Below are 26,576 nucleotides of genomic sequence, written 5' to 3'. Positions count from 1 at the left end.
TTTTCCTTTCAACAGTTCTGTAGCAAATCACAATTAACTCGCATTTACACTTCGTAATCTACATATACTTATATCATATTGAGTCATCGAATTTTTGCAACGCTACTAGTTGGATAGATCGGTGGAAGGGTGAGGTGATAGATGCATGAAAATTGTAAGTCATGTGATAAAAAAACAAATATTTCGAGCAATGATTATTGGTGGATTTGTTGGTTTATTAGGTGTGGCGATTTTTTTAGGCGTGTTACAGGCCAGTACACAGTTACCGTTAAAGATAAATGGTAGTGAAGTAGCAAATAATCAATCAAAAACAGAGACGATTCCAACTGCCGGTGAGACAACCAATACATCTAATGCCCCTATGTTTTTTGCCAGTCAAGCAGGTGTGTATTCGAATTATGAGAGTGCCAGTTCTTTTGTTGCGGAATACCCAGCATTAAAAGAGAGTGCGATTGTTCAGGTTGATGGAAAATTCTATGTATGGACAAGCATGGTAACAGAAGAAAGTCAGCTAGAATTTTTACAGGAACCCGCAACCTTTAAAAAAGCATTTACTGTCAGTGGCGCAAGCTGTAAGGAACCAACACTTGCAGAACTGCCAACAGCCTTAGCAGACAAAAAAGCTACAAAATTAAATTTTAAAGAAAATGGAAAGGACTCTACATTACCAGAGGATTGGCAATCAATTGGAGCGGCTGCCTCTACTATTTCCAACGATGTTAACATTATTCGACTGCATGTTTTTGCGCATTATCAATCTAAAAATACATGTCTTCAGGTGAAGTTTTAAGCATAAAAGATCGCGAAAGTATCATTATCTTGATTTTTTGAAAATTTTCAAATCGTCTATTCTTCGTTATCATAAGGATAAGGAGGAATGGTCAGATCATGTTGAAAACAAATTATAAGCTTGTCCTTGCTTCTGCGTCACCAAGGAGAAAGGAATTACTGGGCATGTTAGCACTTCCGTTTGAAGTAATGACTAGTGAAGTGGAGGAAACAAGTGTACAAGCCAACACTATGCAGGATTATGTAAAGGGAGTGGCTCTATTAAAGACGTGTGATGTAGCCAGAAAAGCACCTAATGCCACGATTATTGGTGCAGATACAATCGTGGTTTACAAGGATGAGCTACTACATAAACCAAAAACACGTGAGGAAGCTATTTCACATTTACAGCGATTGTCAGACAACAAGCATGTTGTTATGACAGCGGTAGCAATTATCGAACCAAATGGAAAAGAAACGATTTTTGTAGAGGAAACTACAGTTGTTTTTCATCATTTATCACAAGAATTAATCGAAGCCTATGTAGATTCTGGAGATCCATTTGATAAAGCTGGTGGTTATGGTATTCAGACAGTAGGCACACTATTAGTTAAACGAATTGAAGGAGATTATAACAATGTTGTAGGTCTACCACTTGCAGCTTTGTTTTCGCAATTGGTAGCACGACAAATTATCCAATTTGCGAAGGAGTGAGTATTTTTGCTGGAAGAGGTTTTACCAAGTTTGATGATACGTGATGTCCATATGGAGGATCGTCCTCGTGAACGGCTGTTACGGCAAGGGGCTGAAAGTCTATCCAATCAAGAGCTGCTCGCCATTTTATTGAGAACAGGGACGAAGGAAGAATCTGTACTTGCTCTTGCAAATAGAGTATTAAATGTGTTTGAACGTTTACATCATTTGAAGCATGCAACCATCGAAGAAATGGTGGCTATTAAAGGAATCGGTGAGGTGAAAGCCATTCAATTACTCGCAGCCATTGAACTTGGTAGACGATTGGCTCAAAAACAAAATATTGAGAAATTTACGATACGTTCTCCGCAAGATGCAGCAGCCTACTTAATGCCTGATATGACGTCGCTTAACCAAGAGCATTTTGTTGTTCTTTTTCTGAATATCAAGAATCAAATTATTCATAAACAGACCATTTTTATAGGTAGTTTAAACGCCTCGATCGTTCATCCCAGGGAAATTGTGCGCCCATAAGGGTTTATAAGGAATCTGCTTTCGCATAGCAGTAGGGACATATCACAAGCTTCACCCTATCATCAGCCAACTTATCTGAAAGGGAAACCGGACAGGGAGTGTAGCATGTTGGAAAAGCCATAAGTTACTTAATGACCGAAGTACGACTGAATGGCGAGATGAATTGTATAAATAAGGATAAAGGCTAAACTGCTTGAATGACAGCTCAAGGGGGACTACGGGGACCTTTAGCGGGAGGTCATGATTTACGCTATTTGAAATGTGCATTGTCCTTAAAGATTTCGAGGTCAATGATGTGATACCATTTCACCCAACTTTCGTATAAAAGTAACGAGCGAACGTCATATCCGACATTATACATGCGACAAGTCTTTATAAATCTAAATGGGGATTACCTAAGTCAGAATGCCTTTGGGCTATGTGTATAGACACTGAATATCTGATATGGTAACGGAGCTCTCGTAGTAGTCCGAGCTAGGGAAAGCCTAGTACATGGCGAAGGGGAGCAGTTTACAACGTTAATACAAAATTGGGAAGGAGCGGAGGCTCTATGAGAATTCCAAAAGTAGTATTAAATCGTCTAACTGCCAAAGCAAAAGATAAGAATTATGTATTTGAACGGCTATATCGTAACTTATACAATAAAGAGTTCTATTTTGAAGCTTACGCAAAATTGTATACAAACAAGGGTAGTAATACAAGATGGATCAATGAAGATACGATTGATGGTATGAGTATAAAACGTATTGAAAAGCTCATTGAAAAATTAAAAACGCAAACGTATCAACCAAATCCAGCACGACGGACGTATATCCCAAAAAAGAACGGGAAAACAAGACCGCTTGGCATTCCTACCTTCGAGGATAAATTAGTCCAAGAAGTTGTCCGGCGATTACTTGAAAGTATTTATGAACAGCATTTTTCCATACACTCTCATGGATTTAGACCAAATCTTAGCTGTCATACAGCATTGAAAGAAATCCGCAATACTTTTACGGGGACAAGATGGTTTATTGAGGGGGATATTAAAGGCTTCTTCGATAATATAGACCACCATGTATTAATAAATATTTTAAGAAAACAGATTCAAGATGAAAAATTCATCAATTTAATCTGGAAGTTTTTGCGAGCAGGCTATGTGGAAGATTGGGTATTTCACAAAACTTATAGTGGTGCACCACAAGGCGGGATTATTAGTCCTCTGTTATCGAACATTTATTTAAATGAACTCGACAAATATGTGGAGCAATATATAGAAAGCTATAATAAAGGTGATAAACGTACACACAATCTTACTTATCATAACTTAGCATCAAAAATTGCGAAGAGAAAAAGTAACAATAAACGTGATTGGTCTAAATTAAGTGAAGAACAAAAGAAAGAACGGTTAAAAGAATTAAAAGCGCTTTATAAAGAATTACAAAGCCATGATAGTAAAGACCTTTTTGACCCAAATTACCGACGCTTAAAATATGTGCGGTACGCAGATGATTTTATACTAGGTGTCATCGGTAGTAAAAAGGAAGCCGAACAAACTAAGCAAGACTTGAAAATGTTCTTAAAAAAACAACTAAAGTTAGAGTTAAGCGATGAAAAGACCTTAATTACTCACAGTAAGAAAAATGCGCGTTTTCTTGGGTATGATATTCGTGTTATGAGAGATTGGCATAGAATGAAAATGCCAAATGGAACAAAAAAGCGTAAGTTCAACTATCAAGCAAAGCTTTTCGTTCCACATGAAAAATATATCCAAAAACTTCTACAGTTAAATGCGTTAAAAATAGGAGCAAACAATGGTTGGAAACCCATTCATCGCCCGTATTTGGTGCATAATGATGATCTTGAAATTTTACGTACGTACAATGCGGAAATAGAGGGCTACTACAATTACTATCGTCTAGCGAGTAATGTACATGTTTTACAGTCTTTCCGTCAAACGATGAAATACAGCATGATTAAAACGTATACGAATAAATATAAAAGTACTGTCAGCAAAATTATCACTAAATATAAGATTAATGGGAAATTGGGTGTTCGATATGAAACCAAAGAGGGTCTAAAAATTGCTTATTTTACAGAGCAATGAATGGAAAAGAACGATACGATTAAACAGCCAACAGTTGATATAGTTGAAAATACATTAATTTATACAGGGCGAACGAGTATGATTGACCGATTACTTGTCGAAAAATGTGAATGGTGCAGTATAGTGGGAGTACCACTTGAAATGCATCACATCCATAAACTAAAAGGTTTAAAAGGCAAGAAAATGTGGGAACAAAAAATGATTGCCCGAAGAAGAAAGACAATGGCGTTATGTACATCGTGTCATCACGATTTACATAACATAATGGTAAGTTAGATTAAAGTAAATGGAAAGCCGTATACTCTGAGAGGAGTACGTACGGTTTGGAGGGGAGTTCTTGGAAACCTAATATAGAAATATATTAAGGCGCTGGGTTCTCACCCTACTTTCGAGAAGCTGTTAAACGGTCTGCCGCTTCCATTATTTGTGCTCATAATCATCCAAGTGGTGTGCCAACACCTAGTACGGAGGATATTGAGGTAACGAAGCGAATTGTTGAAGCCGGTTATATTATCGGTATTGAATTAATTGATCATGTGATCATTGGTGATCATCAATTTATTAGCATGAAAGAAAAAGGGTATTTTTAACTCTGCATGAAGCATGCAGAGTTTTTTTATGTTGAGCCAGCAAATGCTTTTTATACAGAAAGTTAAACATCTTCGTTAGGCAGCTATAAAATTTTTGTATTTTTTTGTGGTTTATTGGCGAACCTTTTTCATTACAAATCGTTAATGTATTCATAGAAACGCTATTATCTTCACAAAAATTGGTAGCCTGATACACGTTGTCTTATGAGAATAAAAATTATATGCTAATCTATACGTACTATTTTTAGTTTAAGAGGGAATTAAAATAGTATCTTTTCTGTGAGATGTAGTATGTGACACTACAAATTCTTGCGCTTTTCCGTTATAATGAACGGTATGAATTTTATCTTTATTCAGGAAGGACTCCCATCGAAATTGGTGGTGAGGTGAATGAGTGTGTAATTTTTTCGAGGTGTCAATCACCAACTGATGAAGATAAAAGCTTTGACAGGTGTGATGGGCTTTGAGAGGAGTCAATTGTGTTTTTTACACAATTAAAGTTCCTGCACATTGTCGTCAAAGATAATGGATGTCAACGAAAGTATGGCTTATATAGAAAGGGAGTACACAATTTGTTTGGACTAGGAAGCAAAGATGTCGGGATTGACCTCGGCACAGCGAATACATTAGTGTTTATTAAAGGAAAGGGGATCGTTTTACGTGAACCTTCAGTTGTAGCAAAAAATACAAAAACAGGAGATATCGTTGCCGTTGGTAATGATGCGAAAAATATGATTGGTCGTACACCTGGCTCAATCGTAGCAATTCGTCCAATGAAAGATGGCGTTATTGCTGACTTCGATATTACAACAGCAATGATCGAATATTACTTAAAAGAGGCATGTAAAAACTCTGGAGGCAACTGGAAAAAACCGAATGTGATGATTTGTGTGCCTTATGGCATTACATCAGTAGAGCAACGTGCGGTTATTGATGCAGCACGACAAGCGGGTGCAAAAGAGGCGTTCACAATTGAAGAGCCATTTGCAGCAGCAATCGGTTCAAATCTTCCTGTATGGGATCCTACTGGCTCAATGGTTGTTGATATCGGTGGTGGTACAACAGAAGTTGCCGTTATTTCTTTAGGTGGTATTGTAACGAGTGAATCCGTACGTGTTGGTGGGGATGCGATGGATCAATCCATCATTTCGTATATTCGTAAAACATATAATTTAACAATTGGTGAACGTACTGCAGAAGCTGTGAAAATGGAAATTGGTACGGCATTGGCAGAAGGTCCAGAGGATAAAATGGATATTCGAGGACGTGACCTATTAACTGGTTTACCAAAAACAATCGAAATTTCTTCACAGGAAATTTCTGAATCATTGCGTGAAGCGGTTGCCTCTATTATTGACGGCGTTCGCAAAACATTAGAACAAACTCCTCCTGAACTATCTGCTGACGTAATGGAACGTGGTATTGTATTAACTGGTGGTGGTGCGCTATTAACAAACTTAGACAAAGTTATTAGCCAAGAAACAAACATGCCAGTCTTTATCGCAGAAGATCCGTTAGACTGTGTAGCAATTGGCACAGGTAAAGCATTAGATCATATCGACTTAATTCGTCAACAACAAGTAAAAGGGTAAGGAGGTTGAGGCAATGCCACACTTTTTCTTCAATAAGAAAGTAATTTTGCTGCTCGTAGGTATGGTTTTTCTTGTGGCATTGATTAGCTTCTCATTACGTGATCGGACGAATGCAACTTTACCAGAGCAAATTATTAAAGATACTGTCGGCGTCGCACAATCGATTGTTGCGAAGCCGGCGAATTATATTAATGGTATTTTTAATAGTATTGACTCCCTCTTAAACACGTACGAAGAAAATAAACGTTTAAAAGCACGCTTAGAAGATTTTGCAGTTGTACAAGCTGAAGCTACGGATTTAAAATCAGAGAATAACAAGCTACGAGAGCTATTGGATAAAACCGAGAGCTTGAAGGCATTTAATCCAATTCATGCAACAGTGATTGCTAGAAATCCAGACCAGTGGGAAGAGAAAATCATTTTAGATAAAGGGTCTTCTCATGGTGTCCAAAAAAATATGGCAGTTATGACGGCGAAAGGTTTAGTAGGGAAAATTATACTAGTAACACCTTTCACATCTGAGGTAGAGCTTTTATATACAAATAATCCAAACTATCGTGTTTCTGCGATGGTATTAGGAGAAAAAGAAGCATACGGTTTAATCGAGGGCTTTGATGAAGAACGTAATAAACTCATTATGAAGCGAATCGATTCTAGCTTAACGGTGAAAGAAGGCGAGCAAGTAGTTTCTTCAGGGCTTGGTGGTATTTTCCCAAAAGGTGTCCCAATCGGAGAAATTACAGAAGTTAGTACAGATGATCATGGCTTAACAAAAATGGCTTATGTCAAACCATCTGCTGATTTTTCAATTTTAGAACATGTTGTCATTGCTAAACGTACATCAACAGTTATTGATGGCTCAGACGGCAATACAACAAATGAAGATTTATCGAATCCGCAAGAGGCGAGTGAAGAGGAGGCGGAATGATGGTTCGATTTCTCATCCCCTCTGTAGCGGTTTTACTATTCTTATTAGAGCCAGAATTTGCTATGCTTTCCCCGATTGAAATTAAAGGGGAAGTCTATTTTCTGGTACCACGTTTTTTAATCTTATATTTAATTTTTATATCCATCTATTACAGCCGTAAACGTGCGGTAATGTATGGAGTTTTTTTTGGTGTCTTGTATGATGTGTTTTACATTGATATTATTGGATTATATTCAGTGCTTTATCCACTTATATGTTTTTTAGCAGGCTCTATCGTGAAAGTTATCCATCAGCACTTAGTTGTGACAACGACAATTTCAGTTGTACTAGTAGCCATTTTAGAATTCATACTATATCAATTTTTCTTCCTAATTGATTTTACAGCAATACCTTTAGCGGATTTCTTACGTTCACGACTACTACCAACAATTATTGCTAATGCTTTATTTTTAATGATTCTTGGTTGGGCCTTCAAATATCTAATTAATGCGCGTGTCTTACAGAGAGCACGTGAAGTTTCTTAATAAAGAACAACGTGAGGTGAGGCATTCATGAAAAAACAGTTAGTTAATATGAAGGGAACGAAGGACGGTTTTGTACTACGTCTAGACGATCAATGTTCGTATAGCGAGTTAGTAGAAGAATTGAAGAAGAAAGTGTTAGAAGGCGGTATCGATGGTAAAGTAGATGTACAATTATACTTAGGCTATCGATACTGTACTGATGAACAAATGAATGAGCTGATAAAAATTGTAGAAGAAACGGAGCAACTTATTGTATCTAAGGTGCAAAGTGAAGTACTGACTGTCCAAGAAAGCAACCAGAAAATGATTGAAGGTCAACAAGATACATATATTGGTGTGGTCAGATCAGGACAAGTTCTGCGTTCATCAGGGGACATTATCATTGTAGGCCATGTAAATCCAAACGGTCGAGTAGAGGCTGGCGGTAATGTATATGTCCTAGGTAGACTAAAAGGAATTGCACATGCGGGTGTGCATGGCAATAAAGAAGCAATCATTGCAGCATCTCGATTTGAAGCCACACATATCATGATTGCTGATCAAGTTCAGGCAATGTCAGATGAACATGTAAACGCGATCAATCAGGCAGAAATGACTTGTGCATTTCTTGGCTATGATGGACGCATTACGTACGATCAAATTCATGCCTTAAAAAATATACGACCATTGTTAAATGTGTCTAAGGGAGGAAGCTAGTGTGGGAGAAGCGATCGTCATAACTTCAGGTAAGGGCGGTGTCGGTAAAACAACGACAACGGCTAACCTTGGGACTGCATTGGCTCTACAGGGTAAAAAAATATGTTTAGTTGATACAGATATCGGCCTACGCAATTTAGATGTCATTTTAGGTCTTGAAAATCGTATTATTTATGACCTAGTTGATGTGGTGGAAGGACGCTGTAAAATCCATCAAGCATTAATTAAGGATAAGCGCGTAGATGAGAAACTATTTTTATTACCTGCTGCTCAAACAACGGATAAAAACGCTGTTACCCCTGAGCAAATGAAGAGCTTAGTAGAGGAATTGAAAAGGGATTATGATTATGTATTAATCGATTGCCCTGCCGGTATTGAACAAGGCTATCGTAATGCTGTCGCTGGTGCAGATCATGCGATTGTTGTGACAACACCTGAAATCTCCGCTGTTCGTGATGCAGATCGTATCATTGGTTTACTTGAACAAGAAGAGATTACAGCACCTAAACTCATCATTAATCGTATTCGACAGCATATGATGAAGAGCGGTGATACATTGGATGTCAATGAAATTACTACACATCTTTCTATTGATCTATTAGGCATTATTGTCGATAGTGAGGGTGTCATCTCATCTTCCAATAAAGGTGAACCAATCGTCATGGACCCATCAAATAAAGCATCATTGGGCTATCGCAATATTGCCCGTCGTATTCTTGGTGAGTCCGTGCCATTGATGGCTATTCAAAATGAGCAAAGAGGTATGTTTTCAAAACTTAAGGCTCTATTTTCAAAATAAATGACAACCTTTTCGTACAAATGTACGAGAAGGTTTTTTCTTGTGCATGTTTGGACATGCAATCTCATATAGTATGGAAAAAAGGATGAGAGCTTGTTTAAAAAATGGAAATGGTTCGTCACGATACTACTTGTGGCAGCAATCATGCTTGTAATTCGTTTAGAAGATCAAGGCGTAGTAGATACACCCGTTCGAAAGCTTGTAACAACCTCTGCAGATTTAACCTATTTAAGTGAGCTCGGACAAAGTTGGTTCGAAAAAGAAAAAGAGACCATCATGGTATCAAGTGATGTAGGGCAGGCCGATCTTCTAACATTTGCTAATGCCCAAGTTTTTAAAGAAGGTTATTTATTGCAGTATGATGTTGGTTTACCGATCTATGCTGGGCAGAATGGGTTGGTGGTTTTTACTGGTCATACAAAGTATACGGGCAAGACTATGACAATCAGCTATGAGGACGGGACAACGGTATCTTATGGTATGTTAGATAGTTTAGCGCAGCTCCCTTATACATCGATTCAAGCTAATGATTTAATTGGTATGAAAGAAGCTGGTCAATTATATATGTCCATTGAAAAGGGAGATACTCATTATGATTTAGAGCAAATTGTACAATGGCTTGAATCGACGGAGACCAATGAGGATTAAATTACATCTTCTATGTATCCCTCTGGTATTTGTCATGATTTTTAGTGGACAATTAGCTTATTACGCCATCATTTTATTTTCTTTGCTGTGGCACGAGGCAGGTCATTTAGTAGCAGCAGTATTGTGCGGAGTGAAGGTGAAATCATGCGTTATTACACCATATGGGGGAGAAATTCAATTTGAAAATCCAGCGGTTGTGCAAGCTTCGTCACTCCTATGGATTGCATTAGGAGGACCAATCGCTACCATTATTGGGATTGGCCTCGCTTTTTTTATGCCTGATCTGCTCGCCACTAAGCTAATAACTGTACAATTAGTGTTACTGGCTGTAAATATTGTGCCCATCATACCGTTAGATGGTGGCAGGCTAGTATTAGCCTGGCTATTTTTAAGTTATCCAAGAGCTCAAGTGGTGGAAATGTATTATTGGTTGTCTTTCATCATTGCCACTACACTATTACTAGTCACTTTCAAGTTCTTGCCACAGTCTATTTTTTTAGCCATCATTAATTTATTCATTTGGCTGCAAGCATTGAAAGAATGGCGCTATCGAAAATATAGAGTTGCTTTTGAAAAATATGTTATGAATAGATTGACTTAAAAAAAAACGTATGGTAATATTTTAATGTTATTGTTTGTAGCACCCGTGCTACTACAACCGCTCTGGAAAGGTTTAAGTATCTAATAAGATCACCTTTTAAAACAGGCGAGTCTGAGTCTAAGAGGAGGTGCAGTAAAATGTACGCAATTATTGAAACTGGTGGTAAACAAATCAAAGTAGAAGCTGGTCAAGAAATCTATGTTGAGAAATTAGGCGTAGAAGCTGATGAGGTTGTTACTTTTGATAAAGTATTATTCGTAGGTGGCGAAAACGTTAAAGTTGGCGCTCCATTCGTAGAAGGCGCTACAGTAACAGCTAAAGTTGTTAAAGAAGGCCGTGCGAAAAAAATCGTTGTTTTCAAATTGAAAGCTAAAAAGAACTACCGTCGTAAACAAGGTCACCGTCAACCTTACACAAAATTAGTTGTTGAAGCAATCAACGCTTAATTGTGAGGTGTAGCGAATGATACAAGTTACGATTCATCACAATGAAAATAGACATGTGTCAGCATTTGAATTTTCAGGACATGCTGGGTACGATGAATCTGGTAAAGATTTAGTGTGTGCAGGAGCATCTACTATTGCCATTGGTACAGTAAATGCTATTTATGCATTATTACAAATTCAACCAGAAGTCGAACAAGCTGCTGAAGGTGGAGGCTATCTTAAGGTAGATTTACCATCAGATTTAGAGCCTGAAGTAGATGCAAAACTACAGTTAATTGTTCAAGTAATGACTGCCCAAGTGTATTCTATGGTGCAAAATTACGGACAATACATCCAAATCAACTACAACCAAGTAGGAGGTGGAACTCGATGAAATTATTATTAGCATTAGATCTTCAACTTTTCGCATCGAAAAAAGGGGTAGGTTCTACTAAAAACGGACGTGATTCTGAGTCTAAACGACTTGGTGCTAAACGTGCTGATGGCCAATTCGTAACTGGTGGTTCAATTCTTTACCGTCAACGCGGTACAAAAATTTACCCAGGTACAAACGTAGGTCGTGGTGGTGACGATACACTATTTGCTAAAGTTGACGGCGTTGTTAAATTCGAACGCTTAGGTCGCGATCGCAAACAAGTATCTGTATATCCAACTACACAAGAAGCTTAATCTTTTATAAGATAACATAAAGCGGAGGACTGCATTTATTGCAGTCCTTTTTTTGGCTAAATTTCAACAATGCCGATTCTGGTCTCAATTAAGCTGAGGCATAATTGATTAAAGAATTAAGGGAAAAATAGAGCAAAACTTGTTATACTAGTAAGGATAACTTTATTGGAGTGAATGGGATGAACAATCAATCACTAACCATTAGTGAAGTATTACGTTTTGCAAATCATGATTATGTGAATCAACTGCAACTGATTCGCATGAATTTAGATTTAGGTAGAATTGATGAATCAAAGAAACTTATTCAACATTATTCAGAACAATTACGCGTGTTTTCTATCCTCAATCGACTACAATTACCACAAACAATTGAGTGGCTACAAACAGCAGGATGGCGTTATCCATCACTAGCATGGAAGCTAAGTGGTGAGATAAAAAAGCCAGTGACCAACAATATTGATCGGGAAGTTGTAGATTATTTAAACAAAACAGTTATGCATGTTTATGATACATTAGATCCATTTACAGAGCAGATCCTAACGCTTGATGTACGTGTTGACGATCATACATTTGCCGTGACATTCACGCTAAATGGGTTATGGAGTGCTGATGCATTCACCGAAAAAGGTTTGAAACAATTCGACATTCAAACAATTGAGCAGACAACTACGCGCTGGCAATATGTCTTGAGTGCAAATAGGGAGTGAACTAAATGTTTGTCGATCACGTAAAGATTTTTGTTAAAGGTGGCGACGGTGGAGATGGTATGGTTGCCTTCCGTCGAGAAAAATATGTACCAAATGGTGGTCCAGCTGGTGGAGATGGTGGACATGGCGGTAACGTCGTATTTGAAGTAGAAGAAGGCTTACGAACGTTAATGGATTTCCGCTATAAACGTCATTTTAAAGCGCCTCGTGGTGAACATGGGATGAGTAAAGGCATGCATGGTAAAAATGCAGAGGATTTAATCGTTAAAGTTCCACCAGGCACAGTGGTTATGAATGAAGAAACAAATGCAGTTATTGCCGACTTAGTCGAGCATGGGCAAAGAGCCATTATTGCGAAAGCTGGCCGAGGTGGACGAGGAAATTCTCGTTTTGCCACTCCTGCCAACCCAGCGCCAGAACTTTCTGAAAAAGGTGAGCCAGGACAAGAATTAAATGTTATATTAGAGTTAAAAGTTTTAGCAGATGTAGGATTAGTTGGTTTCCCAAGTGTTGGTAAATCAACGCTTTTATCAGTGGTTTCTGCTGCTAAGCCAAAAATTGGTGCATATCATTTTACGACAATTGTACCGAACTTAGGCATGATTGAAACGGAAGATCACCGAAGCTTTGCGATGGCAGATTTACCTGGGCTTATTGAAGGGGCACATGAAGGGGTAGGATTAGGCCATCAATTTTTACGACATATTGAACGTACACGCGTTATTGTCCATGTTATTGATATGTCAGGAATGGAAGGTCGCGATCCATATGAAGATTATTTAACAATCAATGAAGAGCTAAAACAATATAATCTTCGTTTAACAGAGCGCCCACAAATAATTGTAGCCAATAAAATGGATATGCCAGATGCAGAAGAAAACTTAGCAGCATTCCGCCAAAAGGTAGGAGAAGATGTTCAAATTTTCCCAATTTCTGCTGTTTCACGTCAAGGGTTAAAAGAGCTGTTGTTTGCCATTGCGGATCTACTGGAAGTAACGCCTGAATTCCCACTATATGAAGATGTAGAGGAGCAATCAGACGCAACTGTCATGTACAAGCATGAGGCAAAAGGTGAAGATTTCGAAATCACTCGTGACGATGATGGTACATTTATTATTAATGGTTATGCCATTGAGCGTTTATTTAAAATGACGGACTTTAGCCGTGAAGATGGTATTCGTCGTTTTGCTCGTCAATTGCGTGCAATGGGTGTGGATGAGGCTCTGCGTCAACGTGGAGCACAAGATGGCGATACAGTACGCCTACAAGAGTTTGAATTTGAATTTGTCGATTAAGACATGAGTTTTAGGGGGAAGCGTATGAAGAATGTTGCGAATCAGCGATATTATTTAGTTCGTGAGGATGTTTTAACGGATGCAATGCAAAAAACTTTGGAAGCGAAACACTTACTATCAAGTGGTTCAGTATCTTCCATTTGGGATGCGGTAAAGCAGGTGGATTTATCGCGAAGTGCGTTTTACAAATATCGTGATGCGGTTTTTCCTTTTCATTCAATTGTGCAGGAACGCATTTTAACAGTCTTTTTACAGCTTCAAGATAGAAAAGGAACACTTGCTAAGCTTTTAGAAACTGTGACAATTACACATTGTAATGTATTGACAATTCATCAAACGATTCCGATTCAGGGACGTGCCAATGTTACTTTATCATTAGATGTAACAAGTATGACCTGTGATCTTGATGACCTCATTCAGCAATTAAAGCGCTTAGATTTTGTAGAATCAGCAGAAGTAATTAGTTCTGGAGCATTATAATAACAGTACAGTGTTCAATCCTTTAATTTTTGACAAAAATGAATTATCGTGTTTAATAAGACTGCTAGGTCAGAATACGATAACAAGCTCAAATAAGGAGCTGTCCCAACAGTGAGTAATCTCGCGGGACTGCTCCTTATTGTGCCATAAAGGAGGTATTTGCAATGACAAAGCAACAATGGGAAAATAGAATCGCCTATTTAGGACCAGAAGCATCATTTACATATTTAGCAACAAAGGCTACTTTTCCAAATGAGTGGCTTGTACCGTGTGCGACGATTCCAGAATGTATAGAGGCTGTCGCGGAGGGAAAGGTGGATTTAGCCGTCGTTCCGCTAGAAAATGCCTTAGAGGGCTCTGTAACATTAACATTAGATTATTTATTCCATGAGGCAACACTCTATGTGACAGGTGAATTATTGCTAAAAATCCAGCAGCATTTAATGGTGAATAAAGCTCAAAAGGATCATTGGCAGTCTATCGCAGGTGTTTATTCCCACCCACATGCACTAGCTCAATGTCATAAATACTTATTTTATCGTTTCAGTCATGTGCCATTACATCAAACAACTTCCACAGCGGCAGCAGCGAAATATGTATCAGAAAATCCACAAGAATGTATAGCCGCAGTAGGCAATGCCGCAGCAGCCGAAAAATATGGCCTTGACATAGTTGAATCGAATATCCATGATTTCCATTTTAACCATACACGTTTCTTTGTACTGTCCAAGCAAAATAAACGATTGCCGCAAGAGCTATCTGAAGGGCAAGCTAAGACAACGTTTATGATTACATTGCCAACGGATCGTTCAGGGGCATTGCATCAGGTGCTTTCTGTTTTTGCATGGCGTCAACTGAATTTAAGTAAAATTGAATCACGTCCACTTAAAACGGGCCTAGGTGATTATTTCTTTATGATTGATGTATTAGCAGATGAAAAAGAACCGATGATGCGTGGCGCCATGGAAGAATTAGCTGCACTAGGTTGTAAGGTAAAATCTTTGGGTACTTACTTCACTTATGTTACATCAGACGAGGCAGAATAGCTGTAGGGAGGAATGGTAATGGCAGGCATCATTTTATTTGATGGTATCTGTAATTTTTGTGATAGCACTGTTCAATTTATTATCAAACACGATGAAGCTGGCTATTTTCAATTTGCGTCACTTCAAAGTGATATCGGCCAAGCATTGCTCAATCAGTACAATATACCAAAGAATATAGATAGTGTGATTCTGATTGAACAAGGGAACGTCTCGCTGGAATCTACCGCAGCATTAAACATATGCAGGAAATTGGATGGACTGTGGCCTTGCTTCTATGCCTTGATTCTTGTTCCCCCCATTATCCGTAATGCGCTGTATCGATTATTTGCTAAACAACGCTATCGTTTATTTGGTCAAAAAAGTGAATGCTTATTGCCCACACCTTCTCAACGGCAACGATTTCTTTCCTAGTAGCGCACGGGTTTATAATATCCGCAGAGAGTGGAAAAATACTTTCGCTCAGGATCAAAATACTCGCGAAGAGAAAAGAAATACTGTCGCTCAAGCGTCCAATCAGAAGCATAACATTTGCAATCAAAACAGAAAGCACCGTATGAAAAAGGATATCATACGGTGCTTTTGCTATTTATTGATCTGACACTAAGTAGCCCTTTTTTTGTAAGGCTTGTTCAATTAAAGTTAAAACTTCAACAGAGGGTGCAGAGATGACATGCAGATGAATGCCACCAGTAAGGGCGGATAAATAATTGGCCTGTGTGGCATTGACACGTTCGATAAACTGTTTCACTTCATGGCGATTTGATACCATAATGGAGGCAGTAAGTTCACCATATATTGGATGTTCTACAATAACATTTTTGACAGTACCACCACAATCGACAATGATCATTAATTCATCCTCTGTTTGCTCTGAGGTATGCAAGCAAGGGAACGTACGTTCAACGGTTTGCTGTAATTGTTCCTGATGCATATAAAGATAGCCCTGGCTTGTGGCAATAATGGGCTCATTTCTTGCCTTTAATAGAGTCATATCATTGACGATAACTTGTCTAGAAACATTGGCGAACTTAGCCAAGTCTGTCCCAGTTATAGGTGCTTTACTGTTTTTTAATTGCGCTAAAAGTTGCAGTCGGCGTTCTTCGCCTAACATTTTTTTCATAAGAGTTCACCTCTGCTCATAATAAAGGAATCAGCATTCCTTATGTTTTAGTGTACCATGAAGCATTTCTAACTTGCTGAAATTTTTGTATCCAAATGAAACATTGAACATATGATACGTAGAGAGGAAGGGAGGAAAAAATTGCGTATTCATATTGTTCAAAAGGGAGACACCTTGTGGAAGATTGCGAAAGAGTACGGCATTTCGTTTGAAGATTTGAAGCGGCTCAATGTCCATCTTGCCAACCCAGATTATATTGTTCCAGGTATGGAAATTATATTGCCTGAAAAAATAAACAAAGAGCCGCATAGAGAATCACATAAAGAAATGCCGAAAAAGGAAACACAAGTGCATAAGGAGGCACCGAAGGAAAGTCCTAAAAAAGAGGTACAGCGACCGATGCCACCACCGCCGCCTATTGTACCGCCACCACCAGCTCCTATGCCAATGCCAGAACCACAAATGATTCCGATTCCAATACCGATGCCAATGCCTATGCAAATGCCACAACAACCGATGTGGGTACCGCAGCCTGTGGAAATGAATTGGCACCAACAATTGGTGATGCCACAAATGGAGCAAAATGTTACAACACCACCTGTACAAATACAGCCACCACCGCCAGCACCTACACCACCACCTGTAGCTCAACCGAAGCCAATGCCACAACCAGCGCCACAGCCACCGATGCATATCATGCCACAAATGCCTGCTGTCCCACATTGCTCAAGTTGTCATCAACCGATCTATCATCAAATGTGGTGGCCGATGATGCCAATGCAACCTCAGGTCGAGCATTATACGATGCCACAACAGCCAATGTCTTGTGACATGCCAGATCATAAAGTAGGTGGGATGGAAGACTTTTTAGAGTCTACATCACCATTCTTCCATACACAGGATCAGCAAATGAAGCCACAAATGGATATGATGCCTGATATGAATATGGGTCAATCTTGTGGCTGTGGTACACAGCCAATGATGATGCCTGATATGAACATGGGTCAATCCTGTGGCTGTCATCAACAACCAATGATGATGCCTACATGGCAAATGGATCCTTGTCATTGTCCGCCACCACCATGTCCGACACATTGTCCACCGCCGTGCCCACCAGCAGGGGGACAATGGATGTCACCGCACTATTTCCCAGGCGGGATGACGCCTTATCGATGGTGAAAAAGCGTATATTGTAGAAGAGTTAAAGTCAAACATTTGGAAATATAAGTATGAATCGAATCATTATTTTGTCAAACGAGCGAAGCAAGTGGAAATTGCAGAGAAGGTGAGAGCAATTCATCGCCAGTTAGGACGCATGGAGCCTTCTCTGATCTTACCATTGGTCCAGAGTGATGATGAGCAGTTAATTGTGCAAGTATGGCAAGAAGGAAGCCATGGTGCTAACTTTGCATATAAAAAAGATCGCGAAGAATCTCTTAAATTATTAATAGCTTTACATGATACACATAAAAAAATAGCTTGGCAGCGAGTGCCAGGCTTGCATACCTACTCGCAGCTTTTAAAATGGCAAATGCGTCATATGCGTTTTAAAAGTAGAAGAAATGAGTTTCGAGCTTTTTTAACAAAAGAAGAAATTGATCAAATTGTGCATTATAGTGATAAATCTTTACAACTGATTGCATTAGAGGATGCGCCTGAAAAAGAAATCACACTATTACATGGGGATGTGGTTCATCATAATTTTTTATGGTGCTCTGATGGACAATTACGTTTAATTGATTTTGATTTAGCACATCTTGGCGAAGCAGATGATGAATATATTTTATGGTTGCATCGTGTATTACCTGCTGTTGATTATGATCTTGGGAAAATTTTTGCCGAATTACCTGAGCTGAAACGACTGGATAAAAGAAAGCTCCATCGTTTGAAATATCCGAATGAGCTATTACGAGAATGGCTTTTTGCAGTGGATTTACCACTAGAGCAACAGCTAGTATTTTTAGATTATTTAGTGCCATTCACAAAACGAGCCCTCACCTATTGGCCAAAACTGTGGTACGATATTGATAGATTTGTTAAAAAATGACCGTCATTTGGCGGTCATTTTTGTTTGGCAACAGCACTTTTGCCACTACTTTTTGTCGAGCATTCGTTCGCTATATGCTATAATCGAAGACGATGATTGTGAGGGATTATAGATGTATGATTATTTAAAAGGACAAGTAACTCGTATTACACCTGAGTTTATAGTATTAGAACAACATGGTATTGGCTGGCAACTTCATACGCCCAATCCGTTTGCATTCCGCACATCAGCCCTAGAGCAACAGATATATGTTCATTTGCATGTACGAGAGGATGCACAAGTTTTATATGGTTTCCCTAATCTAGATCAACGTGAGCTATTTCGAAAGCTAATATTAGTATCTGGCATAGGGCCAAAGGGGGCTCTAGCGATTTTAGCTACTGGGAATCCGCAACAGGTTATTAGTGCCATTGAGCGGGAGGACGAAGCGTTTTTAGTGAAGTTCCCTGGGGTTGGGAAAAAAACGGCACGTCAAATGATTCTTGATTTGAAGGGCAAGCTAGGTTCGTTATTAGATACATTGGAGCTTCCTAGTGCAGAACATGAGCTACCATTGTTTGGTGTGAATCCTTATAAGCATGAGCTAGAAGAAGCTATACTAGCGTTAATGGCACTTGGTTATTCTGAAAAAGAGCTCGAAAAAATTCGTCCACAGCTTGAGGACAACGACAAGCTGGAAACGACAGATGCCTTTATGAAACAAGCATTGCAACTATTGCTAAAAATAAAATAAGGAAAGGAGGGAAGGTGCATGTCTGAACGTATGATGGCAAGTGAGGCAGGTAGCTATGATGAGCAGTTTGAATTATCTTTACGCCCTCAAAAATTAACGCAGTATATTGGGCAACATAAAGTGAAGGAAAACTTACAAATATTCATTGAAGCGGCAAAGCTTCGCCAAGAAAGTTTAGACCATGTGCTGTTATATGGACCTCCGGGACTTGGTAAAACGACATTAGCTGCTGTTATTGCGAATGAGATGAATGTCAATGTACGCATGACGAGTGGCCCTGCAATTGAGCGCCCAGGGGATTTAGCAGCTATTTTAAGTTCACTTGAGCCTGGGGACGTTTTATTTATAGATGAAATTCATCGACTCTCCCGTGCCATTGAAGAAGTGCTATATCCAGCAATGGAGGACTTCTGTTTAGATATTGTGGTGGGGAAAGGTCCAGAAGCACGTTCTGTACGCCTTGATTTACCTCCCTTTACCCTTGTAGGTGCTACAACAAGAGCTGGCGCCTTATCAGCCCCTTTAAGGGATCGCTTTGGTGTGTTACTACGCTTAGAATATTATGATGATCGTTCACTTGCTGAAATTGTGGTGCGAAGTGCTCATTTATTTGAGGTGAAAATTGAGCAAGTAGCGGCAATGGAAATGGCGAGACGCTCACGCGGAACACCTCGAATTGCGAATCGTCTATTAAAACGAGTACGAGATTATGCACAAGTGCTTGGAGATGGTATGATAACGGAGGGTCTTGCACAGCAAGCGCTAGAGCTGTTACAAGTTGATCCTAGAGGGCTTGATCATATCGACCATAAACTTGTAACGAACATGATTGAGCGCTTCCAAGGCGGTCCAGTGGGCTTAGATACGCTTGCGGCATCGATTGGTGAGGAACGGGTTACGATAGAGGATGTATATGAACCTTATTTGATGCAAATTGGCCTTATTCAACGTACACCACGGGGAAGAGTTGCCACACATTTAGCCTACGAACATTTTGGATATGAGTATCCACAACAAACATAAAGAAGGAAGTTTTTTCATGCGTGTAGAAGATTTTGATTTTGAATTACCAGAGGAGCTTATTGCTCAAACGCCATTAATTGATCGTACTGCGAGCCGCTTAATGGTTGTTACACCTGGCGCTACTAAAGTAGAGCACCACCATTTTGCTCACGTTTTAGATGAGCTACATGCTGGAGATTGTCTCGTATTAAATGATACAAGAGTCTTACCTGCTCGCTTAATGGGTGTGAAAGAGGAAACAGGTGCACATATAGAAGTATTGTTATTAAAGCAATTAGCTGGTACAGATGAGTGGGAAACACTTGTAAAACCAGCTAAGCGTGTAAAAGTAGGAACTGTTATCACATTTGGTGAAGGTTTATTAACAGCTACTTGTACAGGAGAGCTTGAACATGGCGGACGTACATTTGACTTTCATTATGATGGCATCTTTTATGAAATATTAGAGCAACTTGGTGAAATGCCGTTGCCTCCATATATTCGTGAAAAACTTGAGGACAAGGATCGTTACCAAACGGTTTATGCCAAAGAACGTGGCTCAGCTGCAGCACCAACAGCGGGACTGCATTTCACGGAGCAATTATTAGAGCAGGTAAAAGCGAAAGGTGTAGAAGTGGTCTTTATCACGCTACATGTGGGTCTCGGCACTTTCCGTCCTGTTAGTGTGGATTCGATTGAAAACCATGAAATGCACGCTGAATTCTATAGTGTGACCGAACAAGCGGCAGATACGATTAATCGTGTTAAGCAAAACGGCGGCAAGGTCATAGCTGTTGGGACAACCTCTACACGTACATTGGAGACAATTGGCTCTAAATATGAGGGGGAAGTGCGAGCAGAACAAGGTTGGACGTCTATTTTCATTTATCCAGGCTACAACTTTACGGTGGTGGATGGGTTAATTACAAACTTCCATTTACCGAAATCAACACTTGTCATGCTTGTTAGTACGCTAGCTACTCGAGAAACTATTTTAAGTGCCTATCAGCAAGCAGTGGAGGAAAAATATCGCTTCTTTAGTTTTGGAGATGCGATGTTTATACGTCCGAAAAAATAATAGTGGATATAATCGAAGTACTGTTTTTACTTCAGATAAGAGAGGATTTTTAGTTTATGACACAACCAGCAATTCGATATGAATTACTTCATACTTGTAAACAAACAGGAGCACGTCTTGGCATCGTCCATACACCACATGGCTCCTTTGAAACACCAGCATTCATGCCAGTGGGCACACAAGCAACTGTTAAAACGATGTCGCCAGAGGAATTAAAAGAAATGAATGCTGGGATCATTTTGTCCAATACGTACCATTTATGGCTTCGTCCAGGCAATGATATTGTCAAGGAAGCAGGCGGACTCCATAAATTTATGAACTGGGATCGTCCTATTTTAACGGATTCAGGTGGTTTCCAAGTGTTCTCCCTAAGTCAATTCCGTAAAATTGAGGAGGAAGGCGTTCATTTCCGTAATCACCTTAATGGAGATAAGCTATTTTTAAGCCCTGAAAAAGCAATGGAAATTCAAAATGATTTAGGGTCTGACATTATGATGGCGTTCGATGAATGTCCACCATTTCCTGCGACACATGATTATATGCTGCAATCAGTTGATCGTACAACACGTTGGGCAAAACGCTGTAAAGAAGCGCATAAGCGTCCAGAGGAGCAAGGTTTGTTTGGGATCATCCAAGGCGGAGAGTATGAGGATTTACGCCGTCGTTCAGCAGAAGCATTAGTGGAATTAGATTTCCCAGGCTACGCAATTGGTGGATTATCTGTTGGTGAACCGAAAGATGTGATGAACCGAGTGTTAGAATTTACGACGCCAATGATGCCTGAAAATAAACCACGTTATTTAATGGGGGTTGGCTCACCAGATTCTTTAATTGATGGAGCAATTCGTGGGATTGATATGTTTGACTGTGTGCTGCCAACACGTATTGCGCGTAATGGTACACTAATGACATCTGAAGGCCGTCTAGTGGTGAAAAATGCTAAGTATGCACGTGATTTTGGTCCAATTGATCCGAATTGTGATTGCTATACATGTAAAAACTATTCTCGTGCTTATGTTCGACACCTTATCCGTACGGAAGAAACGTTTGGTATTCGTTTAACGTCTTATCATAATCTACATTTCCTATTGAAGCTGATGGAACAAGTGCGTGAAGCCATTCGTCAAGACCGCCTTGGTGATTTCCGAGAAGAATTCTTTGAAAAATATGGCTTCAATGGGCCAAATGCTAAGAACTTTTAAGCCATTACGCCTTTCATTTTATGTTACTGAATCGAAATAAAAAAGGTAATGTCAACGGCATAATAAGCAATTTTGTAAGGCGAGGGGTTGATTTCCGTTCCACCAGCGTCCTTTCCAGGGGGCGTCAGATGAGCCGCTTCACTCACTGCGTTCGCTCCAGGGTCTCCTCTATGACGCTAAATCCCCTAGGAGTGACACTGGCTCCACTCCAATCAACCATTCTGCAAAAATGTCTTTTCCTTATCTTTCATACGAGCCGTATTTGTATGATTAGAGAAAGGATAGCCTCTTATTTTCAATGTGGAGAAGTGATGAGTGACAACACCCTCCATAAAGAGTAATGAATACCTTCACTTTATTTGAAGATCTTTGCTAAACAGAAACATTTTTATGGATTGGAGTGGAAGGCTACTTGACTCCCGTGGGATAGCTCGGCGCTCGCCCACAGGAAAGCAAGTAGCCTGCAACGGAAATCCTTTTTCACCTTTCATATAAATTCTATGGATGGTTTTGTTTTTCAACACTATGAAAGGACATTAGGCAGTGCCTAATGTCCTTATACTATGGCAATCGTTTTGTAAAAGCATTCAAATCTTTGTAAAAAGTGAATATTTCTAGCAAAATAATGTCAATCATAGAAAAAATATTAGTAATTGAGAAAATTTTTTGGCTTGTCCATCGCTTTTTATTGGTGGAATAGTCTATACTAAAAAAGTGAGATTTGGAAAGGGGGCAAGATATATTATGGATCAATTATTAGGATTAGCGCCAATATTATTAATGTTCGTTGCAATGTGGTTTATCTTAATCCGTCCAGCTAAAAAAAGACAGCAGGAAACACAAAATATGCAAAGTAGTTTGCAACGTGGAGATAAAGTCATTACAATCGGTGGTCTACATGGTGTCGTAGATGCGATTGAGGACACAGCAGTGACGTTAAAAATCGCTGACAATGTACGAGTGAAATTTGACCGTCAAGCAATTGGGCGAATTGTTAATGGCAATCAGTAACAAAAGAGAAAAGGCTTACAATAGGGCATTAGCTATGTTGTAAGTCTTTTTTTACACATGAAGCGAACTCATGGCTAGTTAGCTGTTTTTATTTTATGGATCAATACTTCACCAGAATCTTTGCCGTTTACAGTTATTCTGCTTAACGTAAACAGAGAATCGCCCCTTTTCACATGTTTATTTTGAATAACAAAGGCCATCTTAAAACCAGCTTCTTTTGCTAATTTTATGGTGGATGGTGAATGAATGCCGTAAGGATAGCTAATAGCAATGGGCTCATAGCCAAGTTTTTCTTTTATTATTTTTCGTGAGCGAATAAAATCATTTCTAACTCTTTCTTCGTATGCATGATAACTTTCAAGTTGTCCGTCTACAAAACCTGGTCCATATACCGCACCATTTAGCCTACCGTTTTCTGAAGGTAATTTATAATGCAAATCCCATGTGTGACTCTGAACTGTCATATAATCCTTCATTTCCTTTAACTGCTCCCAGCTCATCTTTGGAATTTCTTTTGGCTGTTGAATTTTTTCATCATTTTCTAGGATTCGGCTTGCAATCACAAAGATTTCTGCATGCATATCGTATTTTTTTAAAACAGGGTATGCTTTTTCATAATTGCTTAAATACCCATCATCAAACGTAATTAATATAGGCTTTGGAGGTAATGGCGTTTGCCCATTTAAGTAATCATATAATTGCTGAACAGAAATGGTATGATATCCTGCACCTTTCAGCGCCCTCATTTGATTTTCAAAATTTTCGGGTGAAATAACTGTAGTATTATTTATATGTTCCTCTAAATGATGATACATAAGAACCGGTATTTCCGGCTCTTGGTATCCGTAAATAGGGGAGGAGCTTATTAGCAACAGCAGCATATAAACAACAACGAAAACAATTATTTTCCTTGTCATGTTCTCACCTTGTTTGTTTTTATAGTCGTTAAGCATTTTGTTCTTTGTTATTGTGTACGAACAAGTGGAGACTATTCCTTGAAAATTGTATAAAAAACAATAAGTAAGGTCACTTTGATAGTATGGGGGTGTTTTTATGGAAGAATATTACCATATTATTTTTCGAACTTGTTTTTTATATGTGTTTATTATCATTGTTTTCCGTTTAATGGGTAAACGAGAAGTAGGAGAATTATCAGTCATAGATTTGGTTGTATTTGTATTGATTGCAGAAGTTGCTGCTTTTGCGCTAGATGACTTTAAAAATCCTCTCTTTAATGCCATACTACCTATCATTATTTTGCTCTTTATTCAAATTTTAAGTGCTTACTTATCGTTAAAGTTCAAAAAAATACGAGATTTAGTGGATGGTGACCCAGCTTTATTAGTAAAAGATGGTGTTATTTTAGAGAGTGAGATGCGAAAACACCGCTATAATTTAGATGATTTATGTCAGCAATTACGAGAAAATGGCGTTGCATCAGTGACAGATGTGGCATTTGCCTATTTAGAGCCATCAGGCAATCTTTCCATCTATAAAAAAGATGAAAAAGCTTTCGTGTATCCACTTATTATCGATGGCGATATTCAAGAAAGACATTTATTGACCATGCATAAAGATGTGGATTGGTTAATGGGTGAGCTAGCTAAAAACAATATAACAAACAGTGAAACGGTATTTTTTTGTATTTGGGAAGACCATAAGCTCCACATCCAATTAAAAGAATCTTAAACCTTCTTCGCTAATTTTTTGATGTAGCGGAAATCAGTGATTCGTAACTGATTGGTAAATAATAAAAAAGTAAACAGTAAAAATAATGTAACACCACTGCTCAAAATAAATGGTAGTGATAAGATTGGAATAAGAAAATACTGTGCGACACAAACGGCAATAAAGCAACTATAAGGTACGACAAACATTCTGAAGCCAGCACGTAGGTTTTTTCTTTGTCTAACAGTTGCGATATGCAGGAAGGACGTCAGTAAAACACCAAAGCCAATAGCTACGACGGCTCCTTTTTCCTGAATGCCAGGTTGAGAGGCTAGTACAAACATCACAAATAATTTACCGAGTCCACCATAGATGGAGTTCATCATAGCAGCTTTAGCTTCACCAATCGCTTGTAAGATAGAATGGAGTGGGCTTTGAATATAATAAAAATAAAAAATTGGTGCTAAAATTTTAACGTACCCTCGATTTTCTTCTAGATGGAAGAGCTTCATAGCTAATTCATCACCATGTACAAAGAAATACGTAGCAGCAAAGCAGCCTACTAAGGAAGATAATCTTAGGGAGACCGAAATTCGCTCTTGTAACAGCGGGATGTGCTGTCGAGCGACGGCATCACTCACAGCTGGAATTAGTACAATGGATAAGGCTGTTGATACAAAAGCTGGAAACAATAGTAAGGGTACTAAAACACCAGAGATGACACCATATAAAATAGTAGCAGCAGAAGCGGTTAAACCTGCAACTGTCAAAGCTTTTAAAAAGATAATCGGTTCTAAAAACCAAGTGAAAGAACCAAACAGCTTACTGCCCGCAGAGGGAAGGGCAATACGTAGCATAGGTGATGCAGGGTAGCCTTCGATTTTAGTTTTACGCGTCAATAGTCTCTTTTTCGAAACGATATAATGTAGCCATAAATAGAGGAATGCTACAACCTCAGCAAGAAGTGTAATACCCATTGCAGCAGCAGCAGTAACAGCCGCATTATTGTAATTAGCCACATAAGGCAGCATTAACGTAATGAAGCTAATTCGGACAATTTGCTCAATCATTTGAGCCCAAGCAGTTGGGGTAATTTTAGCTACACCCTGTAAATAAGCACGTAATAACCCAGATCCAACGGACACAGGTACAGCAAAGAGTGCAATCCATAGCGTAAATGTTGTCTGTTCATTATGTAAGAGCGTCGTCGAAATATATGGTATTGTGAGTGCAACGAGTGGCATAAAAATGATCATACCTATGAATGACCAAAGAATGGCCGTACGCATGACACCAAAGATGTTTTCGCGCTTATTTTTTGCTAGTAATTCTGCCACGATTTTAGCTACAGCGATAGGTAGTCCAAGTTGAATGAGTGAGATAAAGAAAATAAATGCTGGATAGACGGTCATATAAATGCCGACAGCCTCTTCACCAGCAATACGCATAAATTGCATTCTATAAAAGAAGCCAAAAAGTTTAGATAAAAAAATCACGAACATTAAAAATAATGTACCTCTTACAAAAGAACTCATGCCATCCGTCCCTTCTCAAGCCGCAAAAATTCATTTACACTATTTGTATGCAAACATGTCTTACGTTACGACTTTGAT

The 26,576-nt window shown here is 38.9% G+C and carries 29 protein-coding genes, 3 pseudogenes and 1 other annotated feature; of the genes and pseudogenes, 28 read left to right on the top strand and 4 right to left on the bottom strand.

Annotation, left to right across the window (positions count from 1 at the left end; genetic code table 11):
• Positions 1 to 145: 145 nt before the first annotated feature.
• The 20 genes and pseudogenes from AC6BKE_RS23560 to AC6BKE_RS23465 all read left to right on the top strand — a co-directional run bounded on the left by AC6BKE_RS23560 (position 146) and on the right by AC6BKE_RS23465 (position 15,513).
• Complete coding sequence (locus AC6BKE_RS23560) at positions 146 to 790, top strand: hypothetical protein (RefSeq protein WP_058844888.1); 645 nt, start codon at positions 146 to 148, stop codon at positions 788 to 790.
• Between the two features lie 98 nt (positions 791 to 888).
• A complete protein-coding gene (locus tag AC6BKE_RS23555; protein WP_499858159.1) occupies positions 889 to 1,482 on the top strand; it encodes a Maf family protein in 594 nt (197 codons plus the stop codon).
• Between the two features lie 33 nt (positions 1,483 to 1,515).
• Positions 1,516 to 1,989: pseudogene (radC, locus tag AC6BKE_RS23550) on the top strand (RadC family protein); the annotation flags it as partial.
• Positions 1,990 to 2,545: 556 nt separating this feature from the next.
• Positions 2,546 to 4,357: pseudogene (locus AC6BKE_RS23545) on the top strand (reverse transcriptase/maturase family protein).
• A 110-nt stretch (positions 4,358 to 4,467) separates the two neighbouring features.
• Positions 4,468 to 4,671 (top strand): annotated as a pseudogene (locus tag AC6BKE_RS23540) (JAB domain-containing protein); the annotation flags it as partial.
• Between the two features lie 572 nt (positions 4,672 to 5,243).
• Entirely contained in the window at positions 5,244 to 6,263 is a 1,020-nt protein-coding gene (locus AC6BKE_RS23535) for a rod shape-determining protein (protein WP_036124163.1), read from the top strand.
• A 13-nt stretch (positions 6,264 to 6,276) separates the two neighbouring features.
• Positions 6,277 to 7,191, top strand: a complete 915-nt coding sequence (mreC, locus tag AC6BKE_RS23530) for a rod shape-determining protein MreC (RefSeq protein ID WP_036124096.1) — start codon at positions 6,277 to 6,279, stop codon at positions 7,189 to 7,191.
• On the top strand, positions 7,191 to 7,715 hold the full coding sequence (mreD, locus tag AC6BKE_RS23525) for a rod shape-determining protein MreD (RefSeq protein ID WP_080717089.1): 525 nt from the start codon (positions 7,191 to 7,193) through the stop codon (positions 7,713 to 7,715). The genes mreC and mreD overlap by 1 nt, the downstream gene beginning before the upstream one ends.
• Positions 7,716 to 7,742: 27 nt before the next feature.
• Positions 7,743 to 8,411 carry a septum site-determining protein MinC gene (minC, locus tag AC6BKE_RS23520; RefSeq protein ID WP_058843996.1) on the top strand — a complete coding sequence of 223 codons (669 nt, stop codon included), beginning with the start codon at positions 7,743 to 7,745 and terminating at the stop codon, positions 8,409 to 8,411.
• A 1-nt stretch (position 8,412) separates the two neighbouring features.
• Complete coding sequence (gene minD / locus AC6BKE_RS23515) at positions 8,413 to 9,210, top strand: septum site-determining protein MinD (protein WP_036124107.1); 798 nt, start codon at positions 8,413 to 8,415, stop codon at positions 9,208 to 9,210.
• A 93-nt stretch (positions 9,211 to 9,303) separates the two neighbouring features.
• Entirely contained in the window at positions 9,304 to 9,858 is a 555-nt protein-coding gene (locus tag AC6BKE_RS23510; protein ID WP_036124111.1) for a peptidoglycan DD-metalloendopeptidase family protein, read from the top strand.
• Positions 9,848 to 10,459: a zinc metalloprotease gene (locus tag AC6BKE_RS23505; RefSeq protein WP_036124114.1), complete on the top strand. Its 612-nt coding sequence runs from the start codon at positions 9,848 to 9,850 to the stop codon at positions 10,457 to 10,459. Before AC6BKE_RS23510 ends, AC6BKE_RS23505 begins: the two co-directional genes overlap by 11 nt.
• 45 nt (positions 10,460 to 10,504) lie before the next feature.
• Positions 10,505 to 10,582, top strand: a sequence feature (ribosomal protein L21 leader region).
• A 14-nt stretch (positions 10,583 to 10,596) separates the two neighbouring features.
• Positions 10,597 to 10,905: a 50S ribosomal protein L21 gene (gene rplU / locus AC6BKE_RS23500; RefSeq protein WP_036124117.1), complete on the top strand. Its 309-nt coding sequence runs from the start codon at positions 10,597 to 10,599 to the stop codon at positions 10,903 to 10,905.
• A gap of 16 nt (positions 10,906 to 10,921) precedes the next feature.
• On the top strand, positions 10,922 to 11,278 hold the full coding sequence (locus tag AC6BKE_RS23495; RefSeq protein ID WP_036124121.1) for a ribosomal-processing cysteine protease Prp: 357 nt from the start codon (positions 10,922 to 10,924) through the stop codon (positions 11,276 to 11,278).
• On the top strand, positions 11,275 to 11,574 hold the full coding sequence (gene rpmA, locus AC6BKE_RS23490) for a 50S ribosomal protein L27 (protein ID WP_016991892.1): 300 nt from the start codon (positions 11,275 to 11,277) through the stop codon (positions 11,572 to 11,574). Before AC6BKE_RS23495 ends, rpmA begins: the two co-directional genes overlap by 4 nt.
• 179 nt (positions 11,575 to 11,753) lie before the next feature.
• Positions 11,754 to 12,281 (top strand): Spo0B domain-containing protein, encoded by a 528-nt coding sequence (locus tag AC6BKE_RS23485; RefSeq protein WP_036124127.1) that lies wholly within the window; start codon positions 11,754 to 11,756, stop codon positions 12,279 to 12,281.
• Positions 12,282 to 12,286: 5 nt separating this feature from the next.
• Positions 12,287 to 13,576: a GTPase ObgE gene (gene obgE / locus AC6BKE_RS23480; protein WP_036124130.1), complete on the top strand. Its 1,290-nt coding sequence runs from the start codon at positions 12,287 to 12,289 to the stop codon at positions 13,574 to 13,576.
• 24 nt (positions 13,577 to 13,600) lie between these two features.
• On the top strand, positions 13,601 to 14,056 hold the full coding sequence (thrR, locus tag AC6BKE_RS23475) for a transcriptional regulator ThrR (protein WP_004226679.1): 456 nt from the start codon (positions 13,601 to 13,603) through the stop codon (positions 14,054 to 14,056).
• A 164-nt stretch (positions 14,057 to 14,220) separates the two neighbouring features.
• The gene (gene pheA / locus AC6BKE_RS23470) at positions 14,221 to 15,102 is read left to right on the top strand and encodes a prephenate dehydratase (RefSeq protein ID WP_036124134.1); all 882 of its coding nucleotides are present in this window, start codon (positions 14,221 to 14,223) and stop codon (positions 15,100 to 15,102) included.
• Positions 15,103 to 15,120: 18 nt separating this feature from the next.
• Positions 15,121 to 15,513, top strand: a complete 393-nt coding sequence (locus AC6BKE_RS23465; RefSeq protein WP_036124137.1) for a thiol-disulfide oxidoreductase DCC family protein — start codon at positions 15,121 to 15,123, stop codon at positions 15,511 to 15,513.
• Positions 15,514 to 15,688: 175 nt separating this feature from the next.
• Here AC6BKE_RS23465 and AC6BKE_RS23460 read toward each other — a convergent pair whose 3' ends face one another.
• Entirely contained in the window at positions 15,689 to 16,222 is a 534-nt protein-coding gene (locus AC6BKE_RS23460) for a transcription repressor NadR (protein WP_036124139.1), read from the bottom strand.
• A 141-nt stretch (positions 16,223 to 16,363) separates the two neighbouring features.
• Between AC6BKE_RS23460 and AC6BKE_RS23455 the strand changes: the two genes are divergently transcribed.
• From AC6BKE_RS23455 to tgt, 6 genes are all read left to right on the top strand, one after another.
• On the top strand, positions 16,364 to 17,401 hold the full coding sequence (locus tag AC6BKE_RS23455; RefSeq protein WP_499858158.1) for a LysM peptidoglycan-binding domain-containing protein: 1,038 nt from the start codon (positions 16,364 to 16,366) through the stop codon (positions 17,399 to 17,401).
• Positions 17,391 to 18,269 (top strand): phosphotransferase, encoded by an 879-nt coding sequence (locus tag AC6BKE_RS23450; protein ID WP_308221982.1) that lies wholly within the window; start codon positions 17,391 to 17,393, stop codon positions 18,267 to 18,269. The genes AC6BKE_RS23455 and AC6BKE_RS23450 overlap by 11 nt, the downstream gene beginning before the upstream one ends.
• A gap of 112 nt (positions 18,270 to 18,381) precedes the next feature.
• A complete protein-coding gene (gene ruvA / locus AC6BKE_RS23445) occupies positions 18,382 to 19,002 on the top strand; it encodes a Holliday junction branch migration protein RuvA (RefSeq protein ID WP_036124149.1) in 621 nt (206 codons plus the stop codon).
• A gap of 18 nt (positions 19,003 to 19,020) precedes the next feature.
• Positions 19,021 to 20,025 (top strand): Holliday junction branch migration DNA helicase RuvB, encoded by a 1,005-nt coding sequence (gene ruvB, locus AC6BKE_RS23440; RefSeq protein ID WP_036124152.1) that lies wholly within the window; start codon positions 19,021 to 19,023, stop codon positions 20,023 to 20,025.
• Positions 20,026 to 20,041: 16 nt separating this feature from the next.
• The gene (queA, locus tag AC6BKE_RS23435; RefSeq protein WP_036124157.1) at positions 20,042 to 21,082 is read left to right on the top strand and encodes a tRNA preQ1(34) S-adenosylmethionine ribosyltransferase-isomerase QueA; all 1,041 of its coding nucleotides are present in this window, start codon (positions 20,042 to 20,044) and stop codon (positions 21,080 to 21,082) included.
• Positions 21,083 to 21,138: 56 nt separating this feature from the next.
• The gene (gene tgt / locus AC6BKE_RS23430) at positions 21,139 to 22,284 is read left to right on the top strand and encodes a tRNA guanosine(34) transglycosylase Tgt (protein ID WP_036124159.1); all 1,146 of its coding nucleotides are present in this window, start codon (positions 21,139 to 21,141) and stop codon (positions 22,282 to 22,284) included.
• A gap of 23 nt (positions 22,285 to 22,307) precedes the next feature.
• Here the strand turns inward: tgt and AC6BKE_RS23425 are convergent, their stop codons facing one another.
• On the bottom strand, positions 22,308 to 22,430 hold the full coding sequence (locus AC6BKE_RS23425) for a hypothetical protein (RefSeq protein WP_330493108.1): 123 nt from the start codon (positions 22,428 to 22,430) through the stop codon (positions 22,308 to 22,310).
• A 598-nt stretch (positions 22,431 to 23,028) separates the two neighbouring features.
• On the opposite strand from AC6BKE_RS23425, the gene yajC reads away from it, so the two are divergent.
• Positions 23,029 to 23,295, top strand: coding sequence for a preprotein translocase subunit YajC (gene yajC, locus AC6BKE_RS23420; protein WP_499858157.1), 267 nt, complete (start codon positions 23,029 to 23,031; stop codon positions 23,293 to 23,295).
• Between the two features lie 74 nt (positions 23,296 to 23,369).
• On the opposite strand, the gene AC6BKE_RS23415 is transcribed toward yajC, so the two are convergent.
• The gene (locus AC6BKE_RS23415) at positions 23,370 to 24,212 is read right to left on the bottom strand and encodes a polysaccharide deacetylase family protein (protein WP_101966520.1); all 843 of its coding nucleotides are present in this window, start codon (positions 24,210 to 24,212) and stop codon (positions 23,370 to 23,372) included.
• 136 nt (positions 24,213 to 24,348) lie between these two features.
• On the opposite strand from AC6BKE_RS23415, the gene AC6BKE_RS23410 reads away from it, so the two are divergent.
• Positions 24,349 to 24,984: a DUF421 domain-containing protein gene (locus AC6BKE_RS23410; RefSeq protein ID WP_036124431.1), complete on the top strand. Its 636-nt coding sequence runs from the start codon at positions 24,349 to 24,351 to the stop codon at positions 24,982 to 24,984.
• Here the strand turns inward: AC6BKE_RS23410 and AC6BKE_RS23405 are convergent.
• The gene (locus AC6BKE_RS23405) at positions 24,981 to 26,498 is read right to left on the bottom strand and encodes a putative polysaccharide biosynthesis protein (RefSeq protein ID WP_036124428.1); all 1,518 of its coding nucleotides are present in this window, start codon (positions 26,496 to 26,498) and stop codon (positions 24,981 to 24,983) included. The genes AC6BKE_RS23410 and AC6BKE_RS23405 overlap by 4 nt on opposite strands.
• Positions 26,499 to 26,576: the final 78 nt, after the last annotated feature.

The sequence above is a fragment of the Lysinibacillus sp. COL-1 genome (assembly GCF_059814265.1).
Note: the sequence above shows the minus strand (reverse complement) of the source record. Positions and strands in the feature narration are given on the sequence as shown.